Below are 26,150 nucleotides of genomic sequence, written 5' to 3' on the forward strand. Positions count from 1 at the left end.
GCAAGTTTTTGGTGAATATGACTGTCTACACTTACGCTTTTACGCTAAAGGGCAAGGCTTCTGAGTTGGAGTTACCCGAAGGAATTTTTAAAACGGTGCAACTGATTTCCCGGGATCGGGTGGCGGCGGTGGTGGAACCGGATGTGGATGTGGAGGCATTGCACTCCAATGACGATCGCCTGCTGCAGGCAGTGTTAGACCACGATCGCGCGATTTGCCAGTTGTTTCGGCAAACTGTAGTCCTGCCTTTACGGTTTGGCACGGTGTTTGATTCGATTGCTGGGTTAGAAGGTCATTTGGTTCGCCAGGAGGAGGCGTATTTCTCTACCCTGCAGCGGTTGGCGGGCAAAGGAGAATATGCGTTAAAATTTACCCCGTTAGCGGCACCAACTCCCGATATGCCCGCACAGACTAAAGGGAAAGCCTATTTATTGGCAAAAAAGCGGCGCTATCAAAGTTTGCAAAATTTTCGCGAGTCCCAAGCGGCACAGTGGGCCAATATTCGCTCCGTAATTACCCAGAATTATCCAGAGGCGATCGCTGCTGAACCTCGGGAAAATACGCAACGCATGTATTTGCTGGCTTCTGTGCAGGAAGAATCTTTACTCCATCAGCGTTTTCGCGATTGGCAGTCTGCCTGTCCGAGTTGGGAATTGCACCTGGAAGGGGCGCTTCCTCCTTATCATTTTCTCTAGAATTCTCAAGTCCTTGGCGGGTTTCCCGACTCCCCCGGGATATGGGTTGATAAAAATTCATAAAAATTATTGAAAATTAATCAATTGCCGGAAACCTGGGGGAAATATTAAAAATTCCATACAAAGCTTGCAAGAATGCAGCCGGCTATATCAAAATCATATTAGAACGAACAAACACAGAAGACGAAGAATAGGGGGATGCAATGCAGGCGATTAATTCCAAATTAGCCGAATTGATTCACGACAGCGAGGGGCGCTATCTGAGTGGGGCACAACTGCAACCGATGAAAAAATATCTGCACTCCTTTGCCGATCGCGCGAAAACCTACGAGATTTTGCGGGAAAAAGGAGATGTGCTGGTGCGTCATGCCTTGAAAAAGTTCATGGCGATGCACCCGGATATCATGCAACAGCACGGAAAGCGCTGTTACTATGACATGACGCAAGTGGTTCGCTACATTGGATTATCGATTCTGAAAGACGACCCGCAGTTTTTTAACGACTCATTACTGTTGTGGCAAGCGAATATTTTGACCGCGTATCAGAAACAAAATTCTTGTGGCGTGGCTTATCGCTGTTTGAAAGAAGAGGTGGACGATCGCCTGCCAAGTAGCGCCAGTCAGTTGATTGACCCTTACCTCAATATGATGATGGAAGCCTTAGACTTGCCGCCGAAACTCATGGCAACCGTTCAAAAAGGAGCGATGGCGAGTTAAGAGAAGCCGCCAGGTTTGGGGAATTAAAAGAATAGAGTTAAGAAAAGCGAAAAGGAGGGAAAAATGCCCTTGCAAGAACCGGTGACGACGCGCCATACCGCATCCGCCGAAGAACGAGAATTTGTACTCAAGCAGATTTACAATCAGGTGATAGAGCGTCCGCTTTATGAGTTTGAGCGTCAGCAGCTTGCGGAGTTAGAAAAAGGCTTTATCAAAGGAAAAATCGGGATTCGGCATTTTTTGAAAAGTCTTGCGGTGTCTGAGATTTATTTGGAGACGTTCTACGAACCGAGTTCGAATGTGAAGTTTATTGAGAACGCCTTCAAGCATTTTTTAGGGCGATCGCCCCATGACGAAACCGAAATCCGCGCCTGCGATCGGCTGTTGGTGGAACGAGGGGTGGGAGCAATGGTGTCGGCATTGATCGACTCAGAGGAATACCGCAAGGCGTTTGGTTGTTTTACCGTACCTTACTGGCGCAAGCGGCGTTATGAGTCACCCAATGATTATTTGGAAAACCGCGTTTTGGGAAGCGAACATGCAGGCGATCGCGGCTGGGGACTTCCCACTCTATATTGGCATGAGTTACATTTGGATTGCTCCGGAGGGACTTGTCGTTCCACTTGGACTCCTTCCTCGCGAGTGCGTTCTTAAACCGCTTTCGTGCGAGGCGATCGCGCCCACTGTGTCGGGGGAAGGCGATCGCAAATGGCATTAACTGTCAATTGCTTTGCTCGTCAGAAAAGCCCCACCCCGGAAACAGGGTGGGGCGTTTGCATTTTTTGGCTCCCCCGGGCTACATTCAGCAAGGGTGCAAATTATGCATGCAGATTCAGGGAGGAGAAGTGGAGCGATCGCGGGATCTGGGATTTCCCAGAAGATTTGCGATGCGCGGACCGAGGGCCTCGCGTCACTGCGGATCCATTGAGGCGATCGCCCGGTTCTCATCAGCGCCACAATCCGAGCAGATTTTCATATTTGGCCTTAAAATTTGGAATCAGAACCAGAGCATCCACGGTGTGCCGAGTGCAAAGGAGTCAATCGGGCGTCCATCAGGGGTGTTGGTGCATCTGCCACCCAAGGGGGCAAAATATTCGCTAGGGAATCAACCGGAACGTGGGAAGCGATCGCCCAGGAGAGTCTGAGCCTACTCCATCCCCCGTTTTGCCCGGATGACCCCACCACCGAACCGGGTGAGGGTCACAGGATCGTCCCGAGCGAGATTCATTGTCGTCGTTCAGAAGACTTCTTGTGGTATCTACGATTACTCGTTTTTCTGACAAAAATCCTAGGATAGGAGATGATAGAAGCACAGAGTCCTTTTTCCGGGAAGGATTCAGGGTACGGTTTGAGGAAAACGGGGTGCGCTCCCCACAGGAGCCTACAAGGAGAACCAAATCGAGTAAGTTTCGAGTCAACCTATTTTTCATAACCCCAATGCCAGTAGCCCGGAGTTCCCTTCCCGATTTCTGGGCAATACTCCCGGCGAGAAACTCAGCCCATCGTGGCATGAGCGGCACTCTCTCTACTCGAAACAAAGGACTGCGGCATGATTGTCAAATACCACCTGTAGGCAGAATTCAGAGAACCGGTGGGGTTATTCGGGTCTGCCTGCTGCTTACTGCGTCAGTTCTAATTGCGGATTAGGGCATGAGAGGGGGTAAGTGAGAACCAGCCATCGTCCATTACTCGGCATTCAAACATGATTCATCCCGAAGCTTACTCACCGACTATTGTTGAGACCAATGACCATCGATCTTCCAGGCTACACCATCAGCGAAAAAATTTACGAAGGGGCCAACACCATCGTGTATCGAGCGCGACGCGATCGCGACGAACGACAGGCGATTCTGAAGCTCTTAAAAGCCGAGTATCCCACCCCCGAGGATTTGGCCAAATTCGAACGCGAATATGAAATCGCGAGCCAATTCGATTCTGCGGGCATCGTCAAAGCTTACGCCCTGGAAAACTTTGACGATCGGCAAGTGGCGTTAGTCTTAGAAGATTTTGGCGGGGTCTCCTTGCGAGAGTACCTAAACTCTTTTCGACTCAAGCTCAGTGACTTTTTGCGAATGGCGATCGCCCTAACCGACATTTTAGGGGAACTGCATCACCATAATATTATCCATCGAGATATTCATCCGTTAAATATTATTATTCATCCCAAGACCCAGGAAGTCAAGATTACAGATTTTAGTATTTCCCTGAGCGAGACGCGGGAGGAAGTCAATGCGATCGAGGGCACCTTACCCTATATGTCGCCGGAACAAACCGGGCGGATGAACGCCGGTGTCGATCGCCGCTGTGACTTTTATTCCCTCGGCATCACTTTTTATGAAATGCTCGCCGGGGAACTCCCCTTTAAAACCAGCGATCCGATGGAAATCGTTCACTGTCATATCGCCAAAACCCCGCGATATTTGAGCGATGTCAATTCCGACATTCCGCCGGCCCTGTCCGACATCGTGATGAAATTGCTGGCCAAAACTCCCCAAGAGCGCTATCAAAGTGCCTATGGGATCAAAGCCGATCTCGAACAGTGCTGGCACCAACTGCGGGCCAGGGGTGAGATTGCCAGTTTTCCCCTCGCCCAACAAGACTTATCTGGGGAATTAGTCATCCCGAACAAACTGTATGGTCGCGAGCAAGAAGTGGCGATTTTGCTCGAAACTTACTGGCGAGTCAGTGGTGCGAGTGCATCCGGTGGGCGCTCTCGCGATCGCCAAGTCAAATCCCTCGATGGTAAAAGCGAGATCGTGCTGGTACGCGGATATTCCGGCGTGGGGAAATCTGCCTTAATTGATGCCGTGCATCAACCGATCGTGCGACAAGGCGGCTATTTCATCCGGGGCAAATTCGAGCGCTACAAACACAACACTCCCTATGTGGGGTTAATCGAAGCCTTTCAGGAATTAATGCGCCAGCTCTTGAGTGAAAGTGAAGAAGACATTAATCGCTGGCAAAATAAAATACTCTCCCAGATTGGCAAAAACGGGCAAGTCATTATTGACGTGATTCCGGAAGTGGAACTGATTATTGGGGAGCAGCCGTTGGTGCCTTCCTTGCCCCCCCTAGAAGCACAAAATCGGTTTAACTTAGTTTTTCAACAATTCCTCAGCGTCTTTACCATCGCCGAACATCCTTTAGTGCTGTTTCTCGATGATTTACATTGGGCAGATTCCGCCTCTTTGAAGTTGCTGCATTATATCTTAACTGCCGCCGAAAGTCAATATTTGTTATTGATAGGAGCCTATCGAGAAAACGAAGTAGAAACCGATCGCCGGGGCTTCGAGCATCCTTTATTGCAAACCATAGAAGCGATCGCCGCTTCTGGAGTGCGAGTCACCCCCCTAGAACTGCAACCGTTAAATATTCCGGCCCTCAATCAACTGCTTTGCGAGACCCTCAGTTGTCCGCCGACGCGATCGCAACCCCTGGCGGAATTAATCTACCGCAAAACCCAAGGAAATCCCTTTTTTATCCGGATGCTGCTCAATTCCCTCACCCAAGACAAACTTTTGGCATGCAACCTCAGTGCCGGTCGGTGGGAATGGGATTTGGCAGAAATCGAGAAACTCGATATCACCGATAATGTGGTCGATTTAATGGTCAGAAAAATTCAGCAACTTTCTGAAAACGGGCAAACCGTCCTGCAATTTGCCGCTTGTATTGGCAATTTCTTTTTTCTCGATTTGCTCGCCCTGGTGTGTGAAAAATCCCTGTCCGCCACTGCCGCCGATTTGAAAGAAGCGGTGGAACAAGGATTGATAGTGCCGTTGGAAAATACCTATAAAATTCCCCTGCTATTTGGCAGCACCGAACCCGTGGCATTGCCCGTGGATAATTTAGTCGTCGCTTATCGCTTTTTGCACGATCGCGTCCATCAGGCAGCCTATTCCATGATTCACGACGATCGCACGGAGCAAGTCCATTTAAAAGTTGGCAAACTGATTCTCAAACATACCAATCCCGAAGAACGAGAAGAGAAAATTTTCGACATCGTTCACCATCTCAATCTCGGCGCCAACTGGATTCGCTCCCAAAGCGAAAAATACCGCCTTGCCCGCCTGAATTTAATGGCAGGAGAAAAAGCAAAAGCGGCGATGGCCTATGAAAATGCCGTAAAATATTTAACCCAAGGGTTAGAACTGCTCGCCGCAGATAGCTGGCAGACCCAATATGATTTGACCCTAAATCTCTATGTGGAAATTGTGGAGGCGGAATATTTAAACCGCAATTACCGACGGGCAAGTGCCTTAGGAAAAGTGGCCCTGGAAAATGCCCGAACCCTGCTAGAAAAAATTGCGATTTACGAGAAAAAAATCGAATCGTATGTATCGCAAAACCAAATGCGAAAAGCGATCGACACCGGGTGGGTGGTGCTGAATATGTTGGGCATTACCTTGCCGAAAAAGCCGAACCAACTGCATGTGTTGTGGCAACTGATCCACACGAAATGGGCGATCGCCGGTAAAGCGATGGAAGATTTAGCCGCCTTGCCCGAAATGAGCGATCGCGATCGCTTAGCTGCCATGCGAATTTTAGCGGCGATGACCCCGGCGGCATATGTGGCCTCTCCGGCCATGTTGCACGTGGTAGTGTTTACAATGGTTCAGCTCTCGGTTAAATACGGCAATTCGCCCCTTTCTGCCTTTGCCTATGCCTTTTATGGCGTGCTGCTTTACGGAACCTGGTCCGATATTAAAGGAGGCGATCGCAGCGGTCAACTCGCCTTACGTTTGGTCGAACGCTTGGACGCCAATTCCATCAAAGCCAAAGTGAGTGATTTAGTCTACGCTCATATCAAACATGCCAAACTTCACATCCGCGACACCATCGAACCGCTCTCCCAATCAATTCAAATCGGTCTGGATACCGGCGACCTCGAATGGGCCGGACATTCGGCCCTGCATTATTGCAGTCACAATTTATTTAGTGGAGAACCCCTCGAATCCGTTGTCGAAAAATACGAACAATATATTGCCTGGATGGTCAAAATAAAACTGGAATTCCACATCCAGTATGCCAAAATCTGGGAACAATTCACGTTCAACTTGCGGGAAAATGCGGAAGCTCCTTGGGTACTTTCGGGCAACAGTTTTGATGAAGAAGCAATGTTGCCCAGTTTGGTAGACTCCACCAATACCATGTCTCTGTTTGCCGTCTATCTCGCCAAATCCATGCTGGCATATTTATTTGGCGAACGGGAACGGGCCGTTTTTTACGCCAAACGGGCGGAAAACTACAAACTCGGTGTGGTGGGTTTACTCAGTGCCACGGAGCATAATTTCTATCAGTCCCTTGCCTTACTGGCGAATCTGCGCGACCAGCCGCTTTATCGAAAAATTCAATCTTTGATGCGCGTCACGTTAAATCAGCGAAAAATGAAGCGCTGGGCCACTCATGCTGCCACAAACTATCAACATAAATACGATTTAATCGAGGCAGAAAAGGCGCGGATATTGGGTAAAACCGTGAAAGCAATGGGTTATTACGACCGCGCCATCAAGGCAGCGCGCAAGCAGGGATACCTTCAAGTCGCGGCGATCGCATCGGAACGGGCGGCAGAATTTTACCTGCAATTGGGTCGGGAAAAAATTGCCGCCACATACATGACAATCGCCTACTACACTTACATTCGCTGGGGGGCGACGCGCAAGGTCAAAGAACTCGACACCCAATACCCGCAATTAATCTCGCGCGGATCTGGCGATGACAAACCCAGCGTGATGAGAACCACCACCATTTCTACCACCACCGGCTCTCATGCGGGATTGCTCGACCTCACAGCATTTGTCAAAGCTTCGCAAGCGATTAATGGGGAAATTGTCCTGGATAACCTGCTGCAAAAACTAATGACGATTGTCATGGAAAATGCCGGGGCACAAAAATGCTATCTAATTTTAGAAACCGACGGCAAATTCTATATTGAATCCACCGCTACCGCCGAAGAATCCCAGGTAAAAATTGCCGAACATCTGGCGGTAGAACGCTGCGATCGCCTGCCGGTTTCGGTGATTAATTACGTGGCTCGCACCCAAGAATCGGTGGTTCTAAAAGACGCCAGCACCGAAGAACGCTTCCCCACGGATACCTACATCATCCAACATCAACCCAAATCGATTCTCTGTACCCCCATTCTCCATCAAGGCAAACTTATCGGTCTTCTTTACCTGGAAAACAATCTGATTGCCGGTGCCTTTACGCCCGATCGCCTGGAAGTCTTAAAACTGCTTTCCTCTCAAGCGGCTATCTCGATTGAAAATGCGCGCCTCTATACCAATTTGCTCGGGTTTTCCCAAGAACTAGAAGAGAAAAACCGCGCCTTAGAACAACTCGATCGCCTGAAAGATGAATTCTTAGCCAATACCTCCCACGAATTGCGAACGCCCTTAAATGGCATTATCGGCATTGCTGAATCCATGTTAGATGGTGCCACCGGCGAATTGAGCGAGTTCCAGCGCTCGAATCTGTCTTTAGTCGTCGCCAGTGGTAGAAGTCTCACCCAACTGGTTGACGATTTGCTCGACTTTTCCAAACTCAAACACAAAAACATTCAACTGGATATCAAACCGGTGGGAATGCGGGAAATTGCCGATGTGGTGCTGACCATTTGCCAACCGCTAATCGGCAATAAATCCTTGCAACTCATCAATGCGATCGCCACCGATTTACCCCCGGTGGAGGCGGATGAAAACCGCTTGCAACAAATCTTACATAACTTAGTCGGAAATGCCATTAAATACACCGATTCGGGAGTGGTAGAAGTCTCGGCAGAAATTATCCGCGAACATAAAGGCGTGGAACTCGCCGAGTCTGATTCCCCGGAAAATTCCCCTTCCCCCGAGGGGTACTTAGCCATCTCGGTGCGCGATACCGGAATCGGCATTGAAGATGAAAAATTAAACCGGATTTTTGTCTCCTTCGAGCAGGTAGATGGCTCCAACGCGCGACAATATAGCGGTGTGGGTCTCGGATTAGCCATTACCAAACAACTGGTGGAACTGCACGGGGGTAAAATTTGGGTGGAATCTAAAGTGAATGAAGGGTCGAAATTCACCTTTACATTACCCCTGTCGGCGAATGCCACGGAAAACAAACCGCGTCAGTTAGTCGCACCTTCTGTGCCGCTTCCGCAAAAATCGGCGACCCCTCCGGTTCCGGTTCCCCAACCCACGGAAACCGCACCGAGGGAAGAAAGCCCGATTCCTCAATTCAAACCGATGCGAAACCGGGGCAATGGTGAATTTGAAATTTTAATCGTGGATGACGAACCGATCAATCTTCAAGTCCTCGTCAACCATTTGTCGTTGGAGAATTATTCGATTACCACCGCATCGAATGGTATCGAAGCATTGGAGGCGATCGAGAATGGATTGCGCCCGGATATCATTTTACTCGATGTGATGATGCCCCGGATGACTGGTTATGAAGTCTGTCAAAAAATTCGCGAAACTTTCCCCGCCAACGAACTGCCGGTGGTGCTACTGACGGCGCGCAATCAAACCACGGATATGATGGAGGCATTTGGTGCCGGGGCGAATGATTATCTCACTAAACCGATTTCTAAAAATGAATTGCTGGCGCGGATTAAAATGCACATCCAGCTTTCTAAAATTAACCTGGCATATGCTCGATTCGTTCCGCGCGAGTTCTTGCAGTTTCTCGGGTATGAAAGCATTATCGACGTGCAACTCGGGGACCAAGTGCAGAAGGATATGACGATTTTGTTCTCGGATATTCGCTCGTTTACCAGTTTGTCCGAACGCCTGTCCCCGCGCGAAAACTTTAATTTTATTAACTCTTATTTGAGTCGCGTCGGACCGGTGATTAGAAATTACAATGGGTTTGTGGATAAGTACATCGGGGATGCGGTGATGGCGTTATTTCCGAATCGGGCGGAAGATGCCTTGCAAGCGGCCCTGGATATGCAAAAACAAGTGACGATTTACAACGTTCACCGCCAAAAAAGCGGCTATATGCCGATCGCGATCGGAATCGGTCTGCATACCGGTTCTTTGATGCTGGGCACTATTGGCGAGGAACAGCGCATGGAAACTACGGTGATTTCTGATGCGGTGAATTTGGCGTCGCGGATGGAAGGGTTGACGAAACTTTATGGGGCGTCAATTGCGATTAGCGGCCAAACCCTGATTCATTTGGATGACCCGACGAAGTACAATTATCGCTTTTTGGGCAAGGTGCAGGTGAAGGGGAAAAAAGAATCGGTGGCGGTGTTTGAGGTGTTGGATTGCTATCCGCCGCATTTGGTGGAAATTAAGCTGGATACTCGAACTAAGTTCGAGCGCGGCATTATGCTCTATCAAGGGGAAAAATTCGCCGAAGCTCATCAGTTGTTTAAAAAGGTTTTGGAACAGAATCCCCAAGACCAAGCGGCGCGTTTCTATGTGGATCGCTGCGAGTATTTCTTGAAGCATAATATCTCTCAAGTCTGGGAGGTACTCGATACGCTCAGTGAGAAAATGTAAGCCCGTTTGTTAATCCGAATACTCTCAATTTACGGTAGGGATGCGGCGGTGCCGCGTCCTATTTTTTTGAGTGTTTTTGGCCATTTTAGCCACGGGATCGTCCGGAGTTTTGACCCCCAAGCAAGCAGATAGAAAGCCGATGCCCAGTTCGGGGTGTTGAAGTTGCCGGGGATTGCTGCTATTGATTTAAAATCGGTTCCCAGGCTAAGGGATAGGTATGGCCATTCATTAAATCCCCCACAGGCGATCGCGATCGCTTGAATTGGCGCAAGTTAATGGCGGTCAATTTCAAAAATCTATGCTAAAATAAAATTAGAGAGATTCATTACATTAGATCGGCAACTAAGGTTTGTGCCACATGGCCAGGTGTCCCGAACGCAGAGGGTGAATGACCGGGAGTTTTGCCGAGCGGGTGCAGGTTGAATTTTCGCGATCGCGGCAGGTAAATTGGTTCCGGAATTTTCCCGTGCTATGGACTCCGGATGCGAGACAAGCAGGAAAAAGCGGGATGAGAAAAAACCATTGCCAGAAGTGTCACGGATGGCGGCACATCTGAGACGAAAACCCGACAGAATGGGTTAGTTGCACAGATGAAAATGCAACCCATGACAACCAACCCAACATCGCATCGGTAACAGATCGATTGGCGGTGTCAAGTTAATTGGGGGATGGAAAGGATGGGGTGAAATTTCAGCGATCGAGTCGCCAAAGTGACTTCGGGAACTTCTTCTGGTGGGGTTGCGGGGTCGATAACGGATCCTGACCTGGTGAATAAACAATAGAAAATAGCAACTAGAGAAAAAATTAAGCGTCACTCTATATTAAGGGAGTGTCTACCCCTCAAGGAGATGGTTGAAATGAAAAACAGAACGTTCAATTTACTTCTGACAGTCCCGATTTTAATTATCGGTACGGGTCAGACTGTGGCGAGTCACGGGGGGCGAATGCCTCCAGATTGGAATCGGGCGATCGCCACCGAAGGGTCTCCAGAACAATTCACCGACACTAGATCCCCATCGTTTCTCATTTCCGCCAGAGGGGAAGACTCTGAAGCTTGTCGCTTGTTGGGACTGTGCAAATAATCCGCAAAAGTGACTTGTCAGACGCCGGATATCGACCCGAGGGGGCGATCGCCTCCCGAGGATTTCTCAATCGGGTGAGTCAGGAGATAAAATTGAGTCAAACTTAGAGGTAAACGAGCGTAAAATGAGTCCGGGTAGCTTCTGCGTCGCCATCCATCCAGTGACCATCCCCCAAAGTGGAAGGTTATCACTCCGAGTCGGTTTCTCACCGCTAGGGGCGATAACTGTGGGTGTTATCGCCCCTCCACCCTCCAGGGCGATCGCGCCAGGGGTTCTGGCGTGACAGGGTAGGGTTAGGGTTGTCGATCCGAATTTGCGGGCGCAGTTTTCCCAGAACAACCAGCAAGGAGAAGGGTGATGAGCATTGATTTACTCAAATTTTATCAAGGGTGCAACCCGAGCAAAACCTTAAATTTTGAGAAAGCACAGGACCGACAGTATTATATCGATTTTTCCTCAGTGCGGGGGGGCAAAATCATCGAAGAATTGCGACGAACCATCGTTCGGTTATCGCCAGAAGACCCGACTTGTCAACTGTTTACCGGCCATATCGGATGCGGGAAATCCACGGAATTGCTCAGACTGAAAGCAGAGTTAGAGTCAGAAGGATTTCATGTGGTGTATTTCGAGTCTTCTCAAGATTTAGAGATGGCGGATGTGGATATGTCGGATATTTTGTTGGCGATCGCGAGACAGGTGAGCGAAAATCTCGCGGCGATCGGCATCGAATTGCAGTCGGGATATTTCCACAAACAGTTTCAGGAAATTAGCGAATTTTTGCACGGGATAGAACTGAGCGAAACCCAAGAACTGTCAGGGGCGATCGCGCAAATTACCGATCGCGCCAAAGGTAGTCCCAAACTGCGGACGCAATTGCGACAATATTTAGAACCACGTACCAGTCGAATTTTGCAAGCGATTAATGAAGAAATTCTGCTTCCCGCCACCGCACAGCTGAAAGAACGGGGAAAACAAGGTTTGGTGGCGATTGTGGATAACCTCGATCGGGTGGATAACCGTCCCCTGTCTTCCGGGCGATCGCTTCCCGAGTATTTATTCGTCGATCGCGGCGAACAGCTTCGCAAGCTCAAATGTCACTTAGTGTACACCATTCCCCTCTCCTTAATTTTTTCCCACGAAAGCGAAGCGCTCAAAACCCGATTGGGCGGGGGAGTCGCGCCGAAAGTGCTGCCAATGGTGCCGGTAAAACTGCGATCGGGCAGTCCTTGCGAAGCCGGCTTGAATCTGTTGCGACAAATGATTTTAGCCAGAGCTTTTCCGCACACCGATCCCGACAGCCGAATGCAATATATCGATTGCATTTTCGATACTTCCGACAGTTTAGATCGCCTGTGCAATATCAGTGGCGGACACGTGCGAAACCTGTTAGGATTGATTTTCCGGTGTTTGCAGCGAGAAGATCCGCCCTTTTCGCGCGAAACCATCGAACTGCTGATTGAAGAACGGCGAAACGATTTAATTTTAGCCCTTTCGCCCCACGATTGGGAATTGCTGCGACAGGTTCACGAAACCAAAAATATCAGCAGCGAAGCCACCTATCAAACCTTATTGCGAAGCATGTTCGTGTTTGAATATCGCCACGCCGACGCAGGGCGCTGGTTTGATATCAATCCCATTTTAATCGAAGCCAAAGCATTTAAGCAAGGAAATTTTGGCTCTCGTTCCTTATCCTTCGGGTAATTTCAATTTCCACCCTCCCACGTCCCCTAACGGCACGCGAAATGATCGGATCGTACCATAACCAAGTCACGGCAGCATATAACCAAGACTCTTTAAAAATGCTCCGCCGCGCGATTTCTTTTTCTCAGGGTCAGTTTTCGCTGATTGTGGTGCAGTGCAACTACGCTCCTTTGCGCGATCGCATCAAGCAGCAACTGCAAGAAACCCTCGAGTTGCAGATGCAAGAACTGAGTTTGCAAACCTCCACTAACACGCTTTATCAAAGCATCCAAGCGGCGATCGGCGAAGAAATGCCCCAGGCATTTATGGTGTGGGGACTCGAATCGGTGAACCATCTCGATCGCCTATTTATGGCGGCGAATCAAGTGCGCGAGGAATTTAGAAATCGCTTTCCTTTCCCCTTGGTGTTGTGGATGAATGACGAGGTATTAAAAACCTTTATTCAAGTCGCGCCTGATTTTGAAAGTTGGGGAACCACCATTGAATTTTCGCCCTCCACCGAGGAATTAATCCAGGCGATCGCCAATGCTAGCGATCGGGTTTTCGAGGCAGTTTTGCAAGCCGGTTCCGAGCAATTTATTGCCAATCATTTTATCCTTTCCTCGCGCACTTGCGTAGAACTGGCATTTGCCAAACAGGATTTAGCCGATCGCGGCGTATCCTTAGATCCCGCACTCACCGCCAGTTTGCAATTCGTCCTCGGGCGCGACGACTATGCGAACGATCGCATCGACAGCGCCCTCGCACAATATCAGCAAAGCCTGATGTTTTGGCAAAGCGCCGCTGACAGCGAAACGGTTAAAGACGACGCCGCCCCGGGTGGGGATGGGGGAGAGTATCCGCTGCTGTCTCTCTCCCAGATCGCCCTCGGCGGGAGTCCTTCCCCGGTTATCTGGGAAGTCTCCCCCTCCCCTTACTTAGTGCAACAGGGCGTGTTGCTGTTTCACATTGCCTTGTGCTACTGTCGCCAATCGCAATTGCATCAAGGGGGGAGACACCAGTATCTCATCCGGGCGCGAGACTGCTTTAAACGCTGTATCAAACTCTTTGAAGCCGCGCAACATCCGGAATTGGTGGCGCAGTTTATTGGATTTTTGGGGGAAAATTTGCAGCGCTTAGAACAATGGAGTGCATTGCACGCCGTGGCGAAATCGGCGTTAAAATTGCATCAAACCTATGGGAATGTGCATCAGTTGGCTCAGGATTATGGGTTTTTAGCCGAAGTGGCCCTGCATCGGGAAAACTGGACAGAGGCGCGCCAATGGGCGCAGCTTGCCCTTTCTACGGTGGATAGCGCCCCGACCCCGGTGCGATCGCAGCAGGAAGGGTTATACTTGCTGCTGCTGGCGCGATCGCAGGCGCAACTGGGAGAACCCGGGGAGGCGATCGCCCATCTGCAATCTGCCCGCGATCGCACCAATCCGGAATACGATTTACAGCTTTACCGTCGCATCTTGTCAGAATTGCGATCGCTCTATTTCCGCGATCGGCAATATCTGCAAGCTTTTGAAATCAAGCAAGAACAACGTGCCATCGAGGCGCAATTTGGCTTGCAAGCCTTTATCGGCGCGGGGCGTCTGCACTCCCAACGCCACTCTCTCAACCCCTCCCTCGCCCCCCTTCCCCAACCGGAAAGTGTGGCCCTCGAAATTGCCGCCTCCGGGCGCGAAGAAGATGTGAAATGGGCGATCGACCGTCTGGGGCGCAATGATTTAAAACTCACCGTAATTCACGGCGAATCGGGAGTGGGCAAAAGTTCCTTGCTACAGGCGGGGTTGATTCCGGCGCTGAAACATAGCGCGATTGACGGGCGCAATACATTGCCGATCGTCCTGCAAGTTTACCCGGATTGGATTCGCTGTGTGGCGCAATTCTTAACCGCAGAATTGCAAGAGCTGGGATTGGAAGTTAGCCCCGAATTAGCCGCCATTCAAGCCGATAGCGGTCAAAATTCATCCGACCCGCAAACCAACCGCGATCGAATTTCAATCTTAATCGAACAGTTGCGGCGCAATGGCGATATTAATCTGCTGACGGTTTTAATTCTCGACCAATTTGAAGAATTCTTTTTCGTCCATACCGACCCGCAACAGCGGCTAGAATTTTATCGCTTTCTCGCTCAATGCTTGAACTTACCATTTGTGAAAGTCATTATTGCCTTGCGGGAAGATTATTTGCATTATTTATTGGAATGCGATCGCCTAGTTAATTTAGAAACCATCGACGACGGCGATATCCTCAGTAACAAGATCCGCTACTATCTGGGCAATCTCTCCCGCGACAAAGCCCGCAATGTCATCGAAAGCTTAACCGCCCGGTCTCAATTTTATTTAGAACCGGCTTTAATCGACGAATTAGTAGAAGACTTAGCGGGGAAATTGGGGGAAATCCGCCCCATCGAGTTGCAGGTGGTAGGTGCCCAATTGCAAGCGGAAAACATTACCACCCTGAAGCGCTATCGCGAATCCGGACCGAAAGAAAAACTGGTGGAGCGATTTTTAGAAGAAGTCATCGCCGACTGCGGACCGGAAAACGAGAAAATTGCCAGATTGGTGTTGTATTTCCTCACCGAAGAAAACGGCTTGCGCCCGTTGAAAAGTCGCGCCGAACTCGTCGCCGATTTAACGCCAGAATTGTCCGGCAATCCGGAAAAGTTAGATTTGGTATTAGGGATTTTCGAGAAAGCCGGGTTGGTGTTTATGCTGCGCGAGTTACCCACGAATCGCTATCAGTTAGTTCACGATTATTTGGTGATGTTTATTCGTCAGCAGGAACAAATTAAAGCCAGTTTAAAGGCAGTGAGACAAGAGTTGAATGAGAAAACCCAGTTATTAAAAGAGCGAGACATTGCCCGGGATAAAGAACGACGCGCACAAAAATGGCTCAACCGGGTCATGCAAGGGGCGCTAACCGGGGCGGCGGTTTCGGCGATCGCCCTGGGATGGTTGGCACATAAAGCATTCTCCGAAGGGCAAAATGCCGCGCGGGCGGAAATCGAAGCGCAAAATTTAGCCTCGAAAGCGTTATTATTGTCGAATGACGAGATAGGCAGTTTGTTGGCGGGGGTGAAGGCGGGACGGAAGTTAGGGAAGACCAAAGTGCCCCTGGAATTGAAGATGGAGACCGTGACGCGACTGCAAAAAGCGGTTTATACAATAAGCGAAGTCAACCGCTTGTCAGGGCATAAGAATAGTGTAGTCAGCGTCAGCGTATCGCCGCAGGGGGATGCGATCGCCACGGCAAGTACGGATAAAACCGCGATTCTGTGGGACTGGAAAGGTCGCAAACTGCAGACATTGGTGGGACATACCGACTGGGTGAGAGACGTGGCGTGGTCGCCGAATGGCAAAATCTTGGCCACGGCGAGTTTGGATCGCACGGTAAAACTGTGGCGCTGCGAAGATGGGAGCGAAATCGACACGATTTTCGCTCACGCGAAGGGCGTCACCAGCGTGAGTTTTTCCCCGGATGGGAAATATATTGCCACGGCGAGTCAGGATAAGACGGTAAAAATCTGGACCGTGGAAGGGCAGTTAGTGCGGACGTTGAACGCCCATCGCCAGTCGGTGACCAGTGTGAGCTTTTCCCCGGATGGGCAGATATTGGCCACGGCGAGTTTGGATAAGACGGTGAAATTGTGGCGGATCGACGGGAAGGCGATCGCCACCTTAACCGGGCATAATGATGCCGTGACCCGGGTGAGTTTCAGTCCCGACGGGCAGGCGATCGCCACCGCCAGCGCCGACAATACGGTAAAACTCTGGACACCCGATGGGAGATTGCTTCGCACTTTAGCGGGACATACCGATTGGGTTCTCGGCGTCGCCTTCAGCGCCGACGGCGAAACCCTCGCTACGGCGAGTCAGGATAATCAGGTGATTCTCTGGAGTCGCGGCGGCGATCGCCTGCGAACCTTAACCGGGCATCGCGATGTGGTCTGGAGTGTGAGCTTCGGTCCCGATGGTCAAACCTTACTCACGGGCAGCAGCGATAACACGGTCAAACTCTGGCGCACTCACGATCGCCAGTTGCCCGCCTTCATGGGGCACAGCAAGTCCGTTTTGGTGGTGGGATATTCCCCCACTGGGCGGGTACTCGCTTCTGCGAGTCGGGACAATACGGTGAAACTGTGGAAACCGAATGGGGAGGAAATAGCCAGTTTGCAAGGGCATGAGGATGCGGTGTGGAATCTCAGTTTCAGTCCCGATCGCGAATTGTTTGCTACCGCCAGTGAAGACCAAACCGTGAATATTTGGAGCAAGTCGCGCCAAGGGTTAGTGAGAACCTTGCAGGGACATACCGCCCCGGTCCTGGCGGTGAGTTTTAGTCCCGATGGCCAGATTTTGGTATCTGGAAGTGAGGACGGCATGGCAATGGTGTGGTCCCGCGACGGCACTCAGCTTCGCAGCATTGTCGCTCATGCAAAAGGGATTAATAGTATCGGATTTTCGCCGGACGGTCAAGCGATCGCTACCGCAAGTGAGGACAATATGGTGAAACTCTGGACCCGCGAAGGGACGCTGGTGAATACCTTGGCCGGGCATACCGACCAGGTGTATAGCGTCGCGTTTTCCCCCGACGGCGATCGCATTGCTACGGCAAGTGGGGATAATACGGTGAAACTCTGGACTCGCCAGGGGAAGGAGATCGCCACCCTCGAGGCGCATATTGGCTCTGTATATTGGGTCAGCTTCAGCCCCGATGGCAAAACCCTCGCCTCCGCCAGTGCGGATAAAACGGTGAGATTGTGGAGCGCAGAGGGGCAATTGCTTACGGTGTTGGAAGGTCATACCAAGCCGGTCCTCAGTCTCAGTTTCAGCCCCGATGGCAAAACGATCGCCTCCGCCAGTGAGGATGAAACGGTGATTCTGTGGAATTTGGATCTGGATAATTTGCTCGATCGCGGTTGCGATTGGTTGGGGAACTATCTGGCGTACAATCCCACGGTGAAACGAAGCGATCGCGATTTGTGCGGTGGGATTATTCTACAGCGTTAATCTCGGGGAATACCGATGCATGATGCAACAGAATTTATCGCCACGGTAGGGATGGTAGGGTGGGCAATGCCCACCCTACTTTATTCACGACAACCTTTCCATATCACCCGCATTTGGGTTTAGAAAACTGCAGGGCGGGTGGTGCATAAAACCTCATGCAGGTTCACCACATTCCCAATCACCGCGATCGCCGGTGCTTCAAATCCGCTGGATTCCACTTTCTGGGCGATCGTCTCTAGGGTAGCGATCAGTTCTTCTTGGTCCGATCGCGTCCCCCAGCGAATCAAGGCGATCGGGGTTTGCGGACTCAATCCCGCTTCGGTAAGCTGTCTCACGATATCCCCGAGGTTGTGAACTCCCATGTAAATGGCGATGGTTTCCGAACCGCGCGCGATCGCTTCCCAATTCACCTGGGGGCGATACTTGCCCACCGCCTCGTGACCGGTGACAAATGTCACTGAAGAGCTATATTTGCGATGGGTGAGGGGAATTCCCGCATACGCCGGGGCGGCAATTCCCGAGGTCACTCCCGGCACAACTTCCACCGGCACCCCCGCCGCAATTAAATCTTCCATCTCCTCTCCGCCGCGACCAAACACAAACGGATCGCCGCCTTTGAGCCGTACCACCACCGCCCAATCCTGCGCCTTTTCTATCAAAATCTGCGTGGTTTTTGCTTGCTCCAGGGAATGTCTTCCCCGACGCTTCCCGGCGTGGATGCGTTCCGCCTGCGGGTTAATCTTGTCTAAAATTTGTGGGCTGACCAACGCATCGTACACCACCACATCGGCATGTTCTAATAACGTTTTGCCCTTCACCGTCAGCAAACCCGGATCTCCCGGTCCGGCACCCACTAAGTAAACTTTTCCGATTGCTTTGCTTCCATTCATCGTCATTTGAGATTATACCATTTACCCGATTATTTCGTCAATTGCGTTAAAGTTAAGTTGTCATTTTAACTGGATTTCAATCAGACATATTTTGCCCTTAATTTTACTGTATTTTCACCTTATTAGCTAGTTTTTGGGTCGCTTTAAGAACTAGGAGGCGGATTTTTTGACCTCTTATTTTGTATTCGTCATCAACCCTTGTTATTTCCACCCTAACTCCACCTTTAGTGTCAATTTGTACGTTTCATTACCAGTGTCCTGCTTACATGTGCATCTTGCATTCATTCTATCCGATTTTTACATCCACCCCCCTCGGAGAGGAGAAAAATCTCCGAACCCCTGAGAATTGGCAGAAATGCGCCGGGTGACTCCCGAGAATGGTACACTCATCGGCAGGATCGTTACTATAGCGTAAAATCTCATGGATGTAGAAGCTTTTTTTACCGTTCACCGGGATATGCCCCGGGAAGGGCCGGGAAGCGACGAGGCAACCCGGGAGGCGATTCGCCGCCTGCCTTCTTTGCCACCGTCGCCGCGCATCTTGGATGTGGGATGCGGTCCGGGACGACAAAGTTTGGTTTTGGCGCGAGAACTGAATGCTACGGTGACGGCGGTGGACATTTTTCCGCATTTTTTGCAGGGTTTGCGCCACCGGGCGTCAGATGCCGGAATGAGCGATCGCATCATCACCCGAGAAGCGGATATGGCAGAGTTGTCCGATGCCCCGGGTAGTTTCGATGTGATTTGGTCGGAAGGGTCGATTTATATCGTGGGTTTTGCCACTGGGTTGCGCTTGTGGCGTTCCCTGCTGCGCCCGGGGGGATTTTTGGTGGCGAGTGAATGCACCTGGATTGCGGAAAATCCGCCCGCTGAAGCCCTAGAGTTTTGGCAGGGTGAATATCCGGGGATGACCACGATCGCAGAAAACCTCAAAACCGCAACTGAGACCGGATATCAGGTTTTGGATAATTTTACCTTACCGCGATCGAACTGGTGGGATGAATATTATCACCCCCTGCGCCAACGCATTGCTGAGTTACGCGCCGCCGGCAATCTCAACCCACAATTATCCCAAATTATTGCGGAAACCGAACGCGAAATCGACATTTGCGATCGCTTTGGCGAGACCTTCGCCTATGTTTTTTACCTGATGCAAAAGGTTTGACATTGCCGATTTCATCCCATTTTGGGACTTACGTATCCCCCCGAAAGTTACCTTTGTGTATATATGGCACTTGGGTTGACAATCGTGAGGTAGGCAATGCCCGCCCTACATACTACTGGAGTTGACAATCGTGAGGTGGGCAATGCCCACCCTACATAGCATAATGTTTAACTCACTTCTAAAGTTCGCAAACGATTGAGGGCGGCGGCTAATTCAAAGCGACGAAACATCGCTAAATCCCCTTCGGGAAAGCGGGTTAAAATATCCAATCCTTGAGAGTCAATATCCTCCATCACCGCATCGAGGATTTCCGCGAGCGATCGCTGACCATCCATATATTGCTCTTTCGCGTACACCATTGCGGCGGCGATCGCTTGCAGTTGACAGCGCTCGACAATTTGCTCCACGGAACCCAAATCGATATCTTCCGTACCAAACATCACCTCATCTACATCTCGCACTTTCAGGCGCACGTCGCGCTTGCCTTTGCTGGGGTCGAGACTCTTGGGGCGGGGGATGCGCGGGGTAATTTCGCCGAAGCGATCGCCCCCTTCGGGAGTGCGCCCGGTGGTATATTCCCGGGCGATCGCTTTTGCTTTTTCGGTCACATCATACACCTGGAAATTCTCCATTGCGATAGTGACGGAAGCGACATCAAAATAATCCCCACTGCCGCCCATCACCAAAATCGTGGAAACGCCGCTGTCTGCCAATTGTTGAACTTTATCGATAAACGGCGTAATCGGTTCTTTTTCTTTGGCAATCAACGTTTGCATCCGGCGATCGCGAATCATAAAATTGGTAGCGGCGGTATCTTCATCCACCAACAACACCCTTGCCTGCGCTTCTAGGGCCTCCATAATATTCGCCGCTTGGGAGGTACTCCCACTGGCATTGGTAGTAGAAAAATTGCGGGTGGAGCGTTTTTGGGGCAAATGATTGATAAACGGGGAAATATCCACCCCCACCACACTGCGCCCATCTTCAGCGCGAATTTTCATTGCAGCGGGATCCGTGAGCACAAATTCCCGCCCGTCGCCGGGGATATGGTCATACACCCCGCGCTCGATCGCCTTGAGGAGGGTAGATTTGCCGTGATAGCCGCCGCCGACAATCAGGGTGACGCCGGTAGGAATCCCCATCCCCGAGATTTTACCGCGATTCGGACAATCGAATTGTACTTCTAATGACGGGGGGGAGACGAAGGGAACCGCTTCCGAGGAGCTTAAGGGGCGATCGTCTATCCCACTGCGGCGCGGGAGGATGGCATCGTTGGCGACAAAAGCGACTAACCCGCGATCGCGAAGCTGCGATCGCAACCAATCCGCATCTTCCACAGTTTCCACATGCTGCTGAATCTGTTTCCCATCCAGATGGGCGTAAATCGCCACTTCTTCCACGATTTGCGGGATATCTTCGCAAAGCATTTCTGCCGCTTGATAGCCTAAAATCCGTCGCCCTTTCGCCGGGAGTCCCACAGTAAAGCGAATTTCGATAAACTCTTCATTGACAAATGCTGCAGTGCGTTCGAGTACCGCTTGCGTCACTCGCGCGATCGCAATTTGCCCGCTTTTTCCGGTCCCCCGGCGGGTGGATACCTCCCGGGCGGCGTCGGAAAATTCCCGGGTCAAATAATCCCGCAATGCCACTTCTCGACTGCGAGACTGGTACAGTTTCCGGGGAAATCCCGCCACTGACTGGGGAATGCGAACCCACAATTTGCTCGGGGCGGCAAACGGATCCCCCTGCACGTATTCGACGATTAAGGTAAACTCGCCAAAGTCATAGCTGCCTTGAATGTCTTTATAAGCCTTGTAACTCCTGTTGTCTAGTTGTACTAATTTCTGACGCAGGTTTCGATGATGCATGTCCCAAAAATGACTACTCCGAACCGATGAAACCGTCGTTCCGCGCTAGCAGAACTCAGCTCCGCTTCTATTTTCCCACGTTCTCATCCAGAAAACCCACTTCAACGTTCTGCAACAGCCGTTAAAATTAGCAATAGACCAAAACTAAAGACTCTGCGAGGAGAACTATGTCTACGACAATGGCATTAACCCCGGACAATGTGGAAACCGTTCTAGACGAACTGCGCCCCTATCTGATGGCGGATGGTGGAAACGTGGAACTCGTCGAACTCGAAGGCCCGATTGTCAAGCTGCGACTACAGGGCGCTTGTGGTTCTTGCCCGAGTTCCACCATGACCTTAAAAATGGGAATCGAGCGCAAATTGCGCGAATCCATCCCCGAGATTGCTGAAGTCGAACAAGTGATGTAAGTTCAGTAATTAACCAGGCTCAGAGGTCCCCGGTAAAATCGCCACCGGACCTCTGAGTGGCGTTTTCTGGCTACTGTACTGTTCGCGGTAATCGACCTATGCCTCATCCGCTTTATGTTGCCTTTATCTGGCATCAGCATCAGCCACTTTATAAAAGCCGATTTGGCGGTCAATATCGACTGCCTTGGGTGCGACTGCACGGAACCAAAGACTATCTGGATTTAGTGCTGATTTTGGCACGCTATCCGAAACTGCATCAAACGGTGAATTTAGTGCCGTCATTAATCCTACAGCTCGAGGATTACGTCCAGGGCACGGCATTGGATCCTTATTTAACGGCAGCCCTGACACCAGAAGACCAGCTCAGTGTAGAACAAAAGCATTTTATTGTCGAGCATTTCTTTGATGGCAACCACCATACGTTAATCGACCCCCATCCGCGCTACGCCGAACTGTACGCCCAACGACAGGAGAAGGGAAGAGGATGGTGCTTGGAGAATTGGACCGAGCAAGATTATAGCGATTTGCTCGCGTGGCACAATCTGGCATGGATCGACCCGATTTTTTGGGATGACCCGGATATTGAAGGGTGGTTGAAGAAAGGGCGGAACTTTAGCTTGAGCGATCGCCAGCGCATCTACTCCAAACAACGGGAAATTATCGGCAAAATCATCCCCCAACACCGCCAAATGCAAGATGCGGGTCAGTTGGAAGTCACCACCACCCCCTACACCCACCCGATTTTACCCTTATTGGCGGATACGGATGCCGGTCGGGTGGCGGTTCCGGAGATGGAATTGCCTCACCAGCGCTTCCAGTGGGAAGAAGACCTTCCCCGCCACCTGAGCAAAGCGCGACAGATGTATCGAGACCGATTCGGGCGCGAACCGCGCGGATTGTGGCCCTCAGAACAGTCGGTGAGTCCGTCAATTTTGCCTCATGTGGCCCGGGAAGGGTTTCGCTGGTTGTGTTCGGATGAGGCAGTATTGGGGTGGACCTTGCAGCACTTTTTCCATCGCGATGGGGCGGGAAATCTGGGAGAACCGGAATATCTATATCGCCCTTATCGGTTGGAAACCCCGCATGGGGATTTGGCGATGGTGTTTCGAGACCACCGCTTATCGGATTTAATTGGATTTACCTACGCAACGATGGAACCGCGCAAAGCGGCATCGGATTTAATCGGGCATTTGGAATCGATCGCCTATTCTCTGAAAAATCGCCAACCGAATGGGGCGCAGAGTGGGTTGGAACGTCCCTGGTTGGTGACGATCGCCCTGGATGGGGAAAATTGCTGGGAATTTTACCAACGCGATGGCGAACTGTTCCTGGATGCGCTTTATCAAAAACTGAGCCATCATTCGGAAATTGAGTTGGTTACGGTGTCGGAGTTTATCGAGAAATTCCCGCCTACGGAAACTTTACCCAGCGATCGCCTACACAGCGGGTCTTGGGTGGATGGCAGTTTCACCACCTGGATCGGCGATCCGGCAAAAAATCGCGCCTGGGATTTGCTGACTCAGGCAAGAGAAACCCTCGCCAATCATCCGGAAGCAACCGAGGAAACCAATCCGGAAGCGTGGGAAGCATTATATGCGGCGGAAGGGTCTGACTGGTTTTGGTGGTTTGGCGAAGGTCATTCCTCCAATCAGGATGCCATGTTCGACCAGTTGTTTCGCGAACATGTGGCGGCAATTTACAAGGCCCTGGACGAACCAATCCCAGACGAAGTGCTCCAACCGGTGGAAAAACACGAACGACAGCGCGATCGCACGCCGCAAAGCTTTATCCATCCGAAAATTGATGGGATTGGCGACGAACAAGATTGGGATAAAGCCGGTCGCATCGAAATCGGTGGCGCAAGAGGCACCATGCACCGCAGCGGCCCGATTCAGCGGTTGTGGTATGGGGTGGATCACTTGCATTTCTACTTGCGGGTGGATTTCAAAACGGGAACCGAATTCGGCAAAGATTGCCCGCCCGAGTTCAATTTGCTCTGGTATTATCCCGATCGCACTATGCACAACAGTCCGGTACCCTTGAAGGAACTCCCGGCGCGCCCTCCTCTGGATTATTTGTATCACAATTATCTGGGGATTAATTTAGTCACCCATTCGGTATGGTTCCAAGAAGCGCGGGAGGATTTTCAGTGGAAACCGCGTCAGGGCCGGGCACAAGTGGCTGTAGATAAGTGCTTGGAAATTGCAGTGCCCTGGGCGGATTTGCCCTCGGATCCGGATTGGTGGTTGCATTTGGCGATCGTTCTCTCCGAGGGCGGGCGCTTCCGGGATTATCTACCGGAAAATTCGCTGATTCCGATTCAGATGCCGTAAGGTGATGCGATATCATTGACAACCATTGTGACTCACTCTGTTTTCCAGCCTAGGCTGGAAAACAGGGTGGGGAGGAACCAATAGTGAGAGACCGAGAGGGGCGGGGAATATCTGTCTGAGGGGTGATGCGATCGCACCGCTAGTGTGGTTTAAAATTCGATTTTACTGCCAATTTAGGTAAATTGCAAAGCGCTCTTGTAAGGGATGGGAAACAATATGGTTAGACGTTCTCGACAACGGCAATCTTTGGCGTGGGGATGGTTAGAAGAATTCGACGAACTCGTGCGAGGAGTGTCGGGGGGCTTTTTGTTTGGAATTCCGCTCCTATACACGATGGAAGTGTGGTGGATTGGCTCGTTTAGTAGAGCGCCGATGCGATTGGGAGCGCTGGCGGTGACGTATTTTGTGGTGTTTGTGTTTAATCGCACGGTGGGATTTCGGGACAATCAAGATATCAAGAGTCGCTGGCGAGATCCGGCGATGGAAAGTGTGGAAGCGATCGCCATTGGGTTGGTATGTACCACGTTGACTTTGATATTGTTGGGACAAATCAACCCTCGCACGCCGTTGAATGAAATTCTCGGAAAAGCGATTTTTGAAGGGTTGCCTTTTTCTCTGGGAGTGGCGCTGGCGACTTCGCTGATGAGTGGCGATCGCTACGACTCGGAGAATGGAAATGGCGATCGCGATTCTCACGAGAATGACAGTTGGATGCTCAGTCAAATGGAACCATCAGCGGATATTGGCGCGACGTTACTGGGGGCGATTTTTATTGCCTTTAGCATTGCACCTACCGATGAAGTGGCGATGCTGGCGGCAAGTGCCTCACCTCAAGGGTTAGCTGCGATCGCCTTGTCTTCCTTGCTGATTTCCTATGGGATTGTATTTTCGGCGGGATTCCGGGGTCAGGAGAAGCGATTCAAACAGCAAGGAATGTTTCAAAAACCCGTGGGAGAAACCGTGATGTGCTATCTGGTGTCCCTCGCCGCTTCGGTGGTGATGTTATCGTTTTTTCAGAAAGTGACCTTTAGCGATCCCTGGCAAATTTGGGTCAGCTATACGATTATATTGGGTCTTCCGGCAAGTATCGGCGGTGCTGCAGGGAGATTGGCGGTATGAGTCGCGGTGAAATCAATAACAGAACCCAGAGAAAAGAGATAGCCGGGCGATCGCCTGCAGAGTGGGTGACGTTTGCCATTGGGTTGGTAATCTTGGGGATTTCTATCGTATTGGTGGGGTATGATTGGACCAACCATCGCGAAAATCCGCCAGTGATTTCCGTGAAGCAATCTGGAGAAGTTAGAGCGTATAACGGGCAGTTTTACGTGCCGTTTACGGTGAAGAATGAAGGGGGAGAAACCGCGGCTGCAGTACGGGCGATCGCCGAACTGAAAATTGATGGCGAAATTGAAGAAAAGGGAGAATTGGAAATTGATTTTTTGTCGCAAGATGAAACGGAATCCGGGGCATTTATTTTCACCCAAAATCCCGATGACGGTCAGTTGGTTTTGCGGATTTCTAGTTATAAATTGCCCTAGTCACAACAGCAGGGGGTTACAAATTCCCCGGCTCATCGCTTTATACCCGCAGCAGGTTAAAAACCCCCGGCTCATCGCTTTATACCCGCAGCAGGTTACAAACCCCCCGGCTCATCGCTTTATACCCGCAGGGGGTTACAAATTCCCCGGCTCATCGCTTTATACCCGCAGGGGGTTACAAATTCCCCGGCTCATCGCTTAATACCCGCAGGGGGTTAAAAACCCCCGGCTCATAGCTTAAGTCGTCTAAAGACGACTGATAGATA

General features: G+C 50.8%; 14 protein-coding genes. 12 read left to right on the plus strand and 2 right to left on the minus strand.

What is annotated here, in order from left to right; all coding sequences use genetic code 11:
* The first annotated feature begins 17 nt into the window (after window positions 1-17).
* The 7 genes from AC0QH1_RS25060 (at window position 18) to AC0QH1_RS25090 (ending at window position 17,680) form a co-directional block, all read left to right on the plus strand.
* A complete protein-coding gene (locus AC0QH1_RS25060; RefSeq protein WP_324634147.1) occupies window positions 18-695 on the plus strand; it encodes a GvpL/GvpF family gas vesicle protein in 678 nt (225 codons plus the stop codon).
* Between the two features lie 203 nt (window positions 696-898).
* A complete protein-coding gene (locus AC0QH1_RS25065; protein WP_324634148.1) occupies window positions 899-1,411 on the plus strand; it encodes a globin family protein in 513 nt (170 codons plus the stop codon).
* A 63-nt stretch (window positions 1,412-1,474) separates the two neighbouring features.
* Complete coding sequence (locus AC0QH1_RS25070; protein WP_324634149.1) at window positions 1,475-2,065, plus strand: phycobilisome rod-core linker polypeptide; 591 nt, start codon at window positions 1,475-1,477, stop codon at window positions 2,063-2,065.
* Between the two features lie 1,091 nt (window positions 2,066-3,156).
* Window positions 3,157-9,900, plus strand: coding sequence for an AAA family ATPase (locus AC0QH1_RS25075; RefSeq protein ID WP_324634150.1), 6,744 nt, complete (start codon window positions 3,157-3,159; stop codon window positions 9,898-9,900).
* Window positions 9,901-10,757: 857 nt separating this feature from the next.
* The gene (locus AC0QH1_RS25080) at window positions 10,758-10,982 is read left to right on the plus strand and encodes a hypothetical protein (RefSeq protein ID WP_324634151.1); all 225 of its coding nucleotides are present in this window, start codon (window positions 10,758-10,760) and stop codon (window positions 10,980-10,982) included.
* 357 nt (window positions 10,983-11,339) lie between these two features.
* Entirely contained in the window at window positions 11,340-12,683 is a 1,344-nt protein-coding gene (locus tag AC0QH1_RS25085) for an ATP-binding protein (RefSeq protein WP_324634152.1), read from the plus strand.
* Window positions 12,684-12,781: 98 nt separating this feature from the next.
* A complete protein-coding gene (locus AC0QH1_RS25090; RefSeq protein ID WP_324634153.1) occupies window positions 12,782-17,680 on the plus strand; it encodes a WD40 domain-containing protein in 4,899 nt (1,632 codons plus the stop codon).
* A gap of 119 nt (window positions 17,681-17,799) precedes the next feature.
* On the opposite strand, the gene cobA is transcribed toward AC0QH1_RS25090, so the two are convergent.
* Entirely contained in the window at window positions 17,800-18,570 is a 771-nt protein-coding gene (cobA, locus tag AC0QH1_RS25095) for a uroporphyrinogen-III C-methyltransferase (RefSeq protein WP_324634162.1), read from the minus strand.
* Window positions 18,571-18,991: 421 nt separating this feature from the next.
* Between cobA and AC0QH1_RS25100 the strand changes: the two genes are divergently transcribed.
* Window positions 18,992-19,735 (plus strand): SAM-dependent methyltransferase, encoded by a 744-nt coding sequence (locus tag AC0QH1_RS25100; RefSeq protein WP_324634154.1) that lies wholly within the window; start codon window positions 18,992-18,994, stop codon window positions 19,733-19,735.
* Window positions 19,736-19,902: 167 nt separating this feature from the next.
* Here the strand turns inward: AC0QH1_RS25100 and AC0QH1_RS25105 are convergent, their stop codons facing one another.
* The gene (locus tag AC0QH1_RS25105) at window positions 19,903-21,603 is read right to left on the minus strand and encodes an ABC-ATPase domain-containing protein (protein WP_324634155.1); all 1,701 of its coding nucleotides are present in this window, start codon (window positions 21,601-21,603) and stop codon (window positions 19,903-19,905) included.
* 167 nt (window positions 21,604-21,770) lie between these two features.
* On the opposite strand from AC0QH1_RS25105, the gene AC0QH1_RS25110 reads away from it, so the two are divergent.
* From AC0QH1_RS25110 to AC0QH1_RS25125, 4 genes are all read left to right on the plus strand, one after another.
* On the plus strand, window positions 21,771-22,013 hold the full coding sequence (locus AC0QH1_RS25110) for a NifU family protein (protein WP_324634156.1): 243 nt from the start codon (window positions 21,771-21,773) through the stop codon (window positions 22,011-22,013).
* Window positions 22,014-22,111: 98 nt separating this feature from the next.
* Window positions 22,112-24,346: a glycoside hydrolase family 57 protein gene (locus tag AC0QH1_RS25115; protein WP_324634157.1), complete on the plus strand. Its 2,235-nt coding sequence runs from the start codon at window positions 22,112-22,114 to the stop codon at window positions 24,344-24,346.
* Between the two features lie 216 nt (window positions 24,347-24,562).
* Window positions 24,563-25,465 (plus strand): TIGR02587 family membrane protein, encoded by a 903-nt coding sequence (locus AC0QH1_RS25120; RefSeq protein WP_324634158.1) that lies wholly within the window; start codon window positions 24,563-24,565, stop codon window positions 25,463-25,465.
* Window positions 25,462-25,884 (plus strand): TIGR02588 family protein, encoded by a 423-nt coding sequence (locus tag AC0QH1_RS25125; RefSeq protein ID WP_324634159.1) that lies wholly within the window; start codon window positions 25,462-25,464, stop codon window positions 25,882-25,884. Before AC0QH1_RS25120 ends, AC0QH1_RS25125 begins: the two co-directional genes overlap by 4 nt.
* The last annotated feature ends 266 nt before the right edge of the window (window positions 25,885-26,150 follow it).

This window comes from Phormidium sp. CCY1219, from assembly GCF_055795085.1.

Coding starts and splice junctions, on each gene's coding strand:
- AC0QH1_RS25070 (WP_324634149.1), top strand. CDS start 1,475: ATGCCCTTGCAAGAACCGGTGACGACGCGCCATACCGCATCCGCCGAA.
- AC0QH1_RS25075 (WP_324634150.1), top strand. CDS start 3,157: ATGACCATCGATCTTCCAGGCTACACCATCAGCGAAAAAATTTACGAA.
- AC0QH1_RS25115 (WP_324634157.1), top strand. CDS start 22,112: ATGCCTCATCCGCTTTATGTTGCCTTTATCTGGCATCAGCATCAGCCA.
- AC0QH1_RS25090 (WP_324634153.1), top strand. CDS start 12,782: ATGCTCCGCCGCGCGATTTCTTTTTCTCAGGGTCAGTTTTCGCTGATT.
- AC0QH1_RS25125 (WP_324634159.1), top strand. CDS start 25,462: ATGAGTCGCGGTGAAATCAATAACAGAACCCAGAGAAAAGAGATAGCC.
- AC0QH1_RS25060 (WP_324634147.1), top strand. CDS start 18: ATGACTGTCTACACTTACGCTTTTACGCTAAAGGGCAAGGCTTCTGAG.
- AC0QH1_RS25110 (WP_324634156.1), top strand. CDS start 21,771: ATGTCTACGACAATGGCATTAACCCCGGACAATGTGGAAACCGTTCTA.
- AC0QH1_RS25105 (WP_324634155.1), bottom strand. CDS start 21,603: ATGCATCATCGAAACCTGCGTCAGAAATTAGTACAACTAGACAACAGG.
- cobA (WP_324634162.1), bottom strand. CDS start 18,570: ATGAATGGAAGCAAAGCAATCGGAAAAGTTTACTTAGTGGGTGCCGGA.
- AC0QH1_RS25080 (WP_324634151.1), top strand. CDS start 10,758: ATGAAAAACAGAACGTTCAATTTACTTCTGACAGTCCCGATTTTAATT.
- AC0QH1_RS25085 (WP_324634152.1), top strand. CDS start 11,340: ATGAGCATTGATTTACTCAAATTTTATCAAGGGTGCAACCCGAGCAAA.
- AC0QH1_RS25065 (WP_324634148.1), top strand. CDS start 899: ATGCAGGCGATTAATTCCAAATTAGCCGAATTGATTCACGACAGCGAG.
- AC0QH1_RS25120 (WP_324634158.1), top strand. CDS start 24,563: ATGGTTAGACGTTCTCGACAACGGCAATCTTTGGCGTGGGGATGGTTA.
- AC0QH1_RS25100 (WP_324634154.1), top strand. CDS start 18,992: ATGGATGTAGAAGCTTTTTTTACCGTTCACCGGGATATGCCCCGGGAA.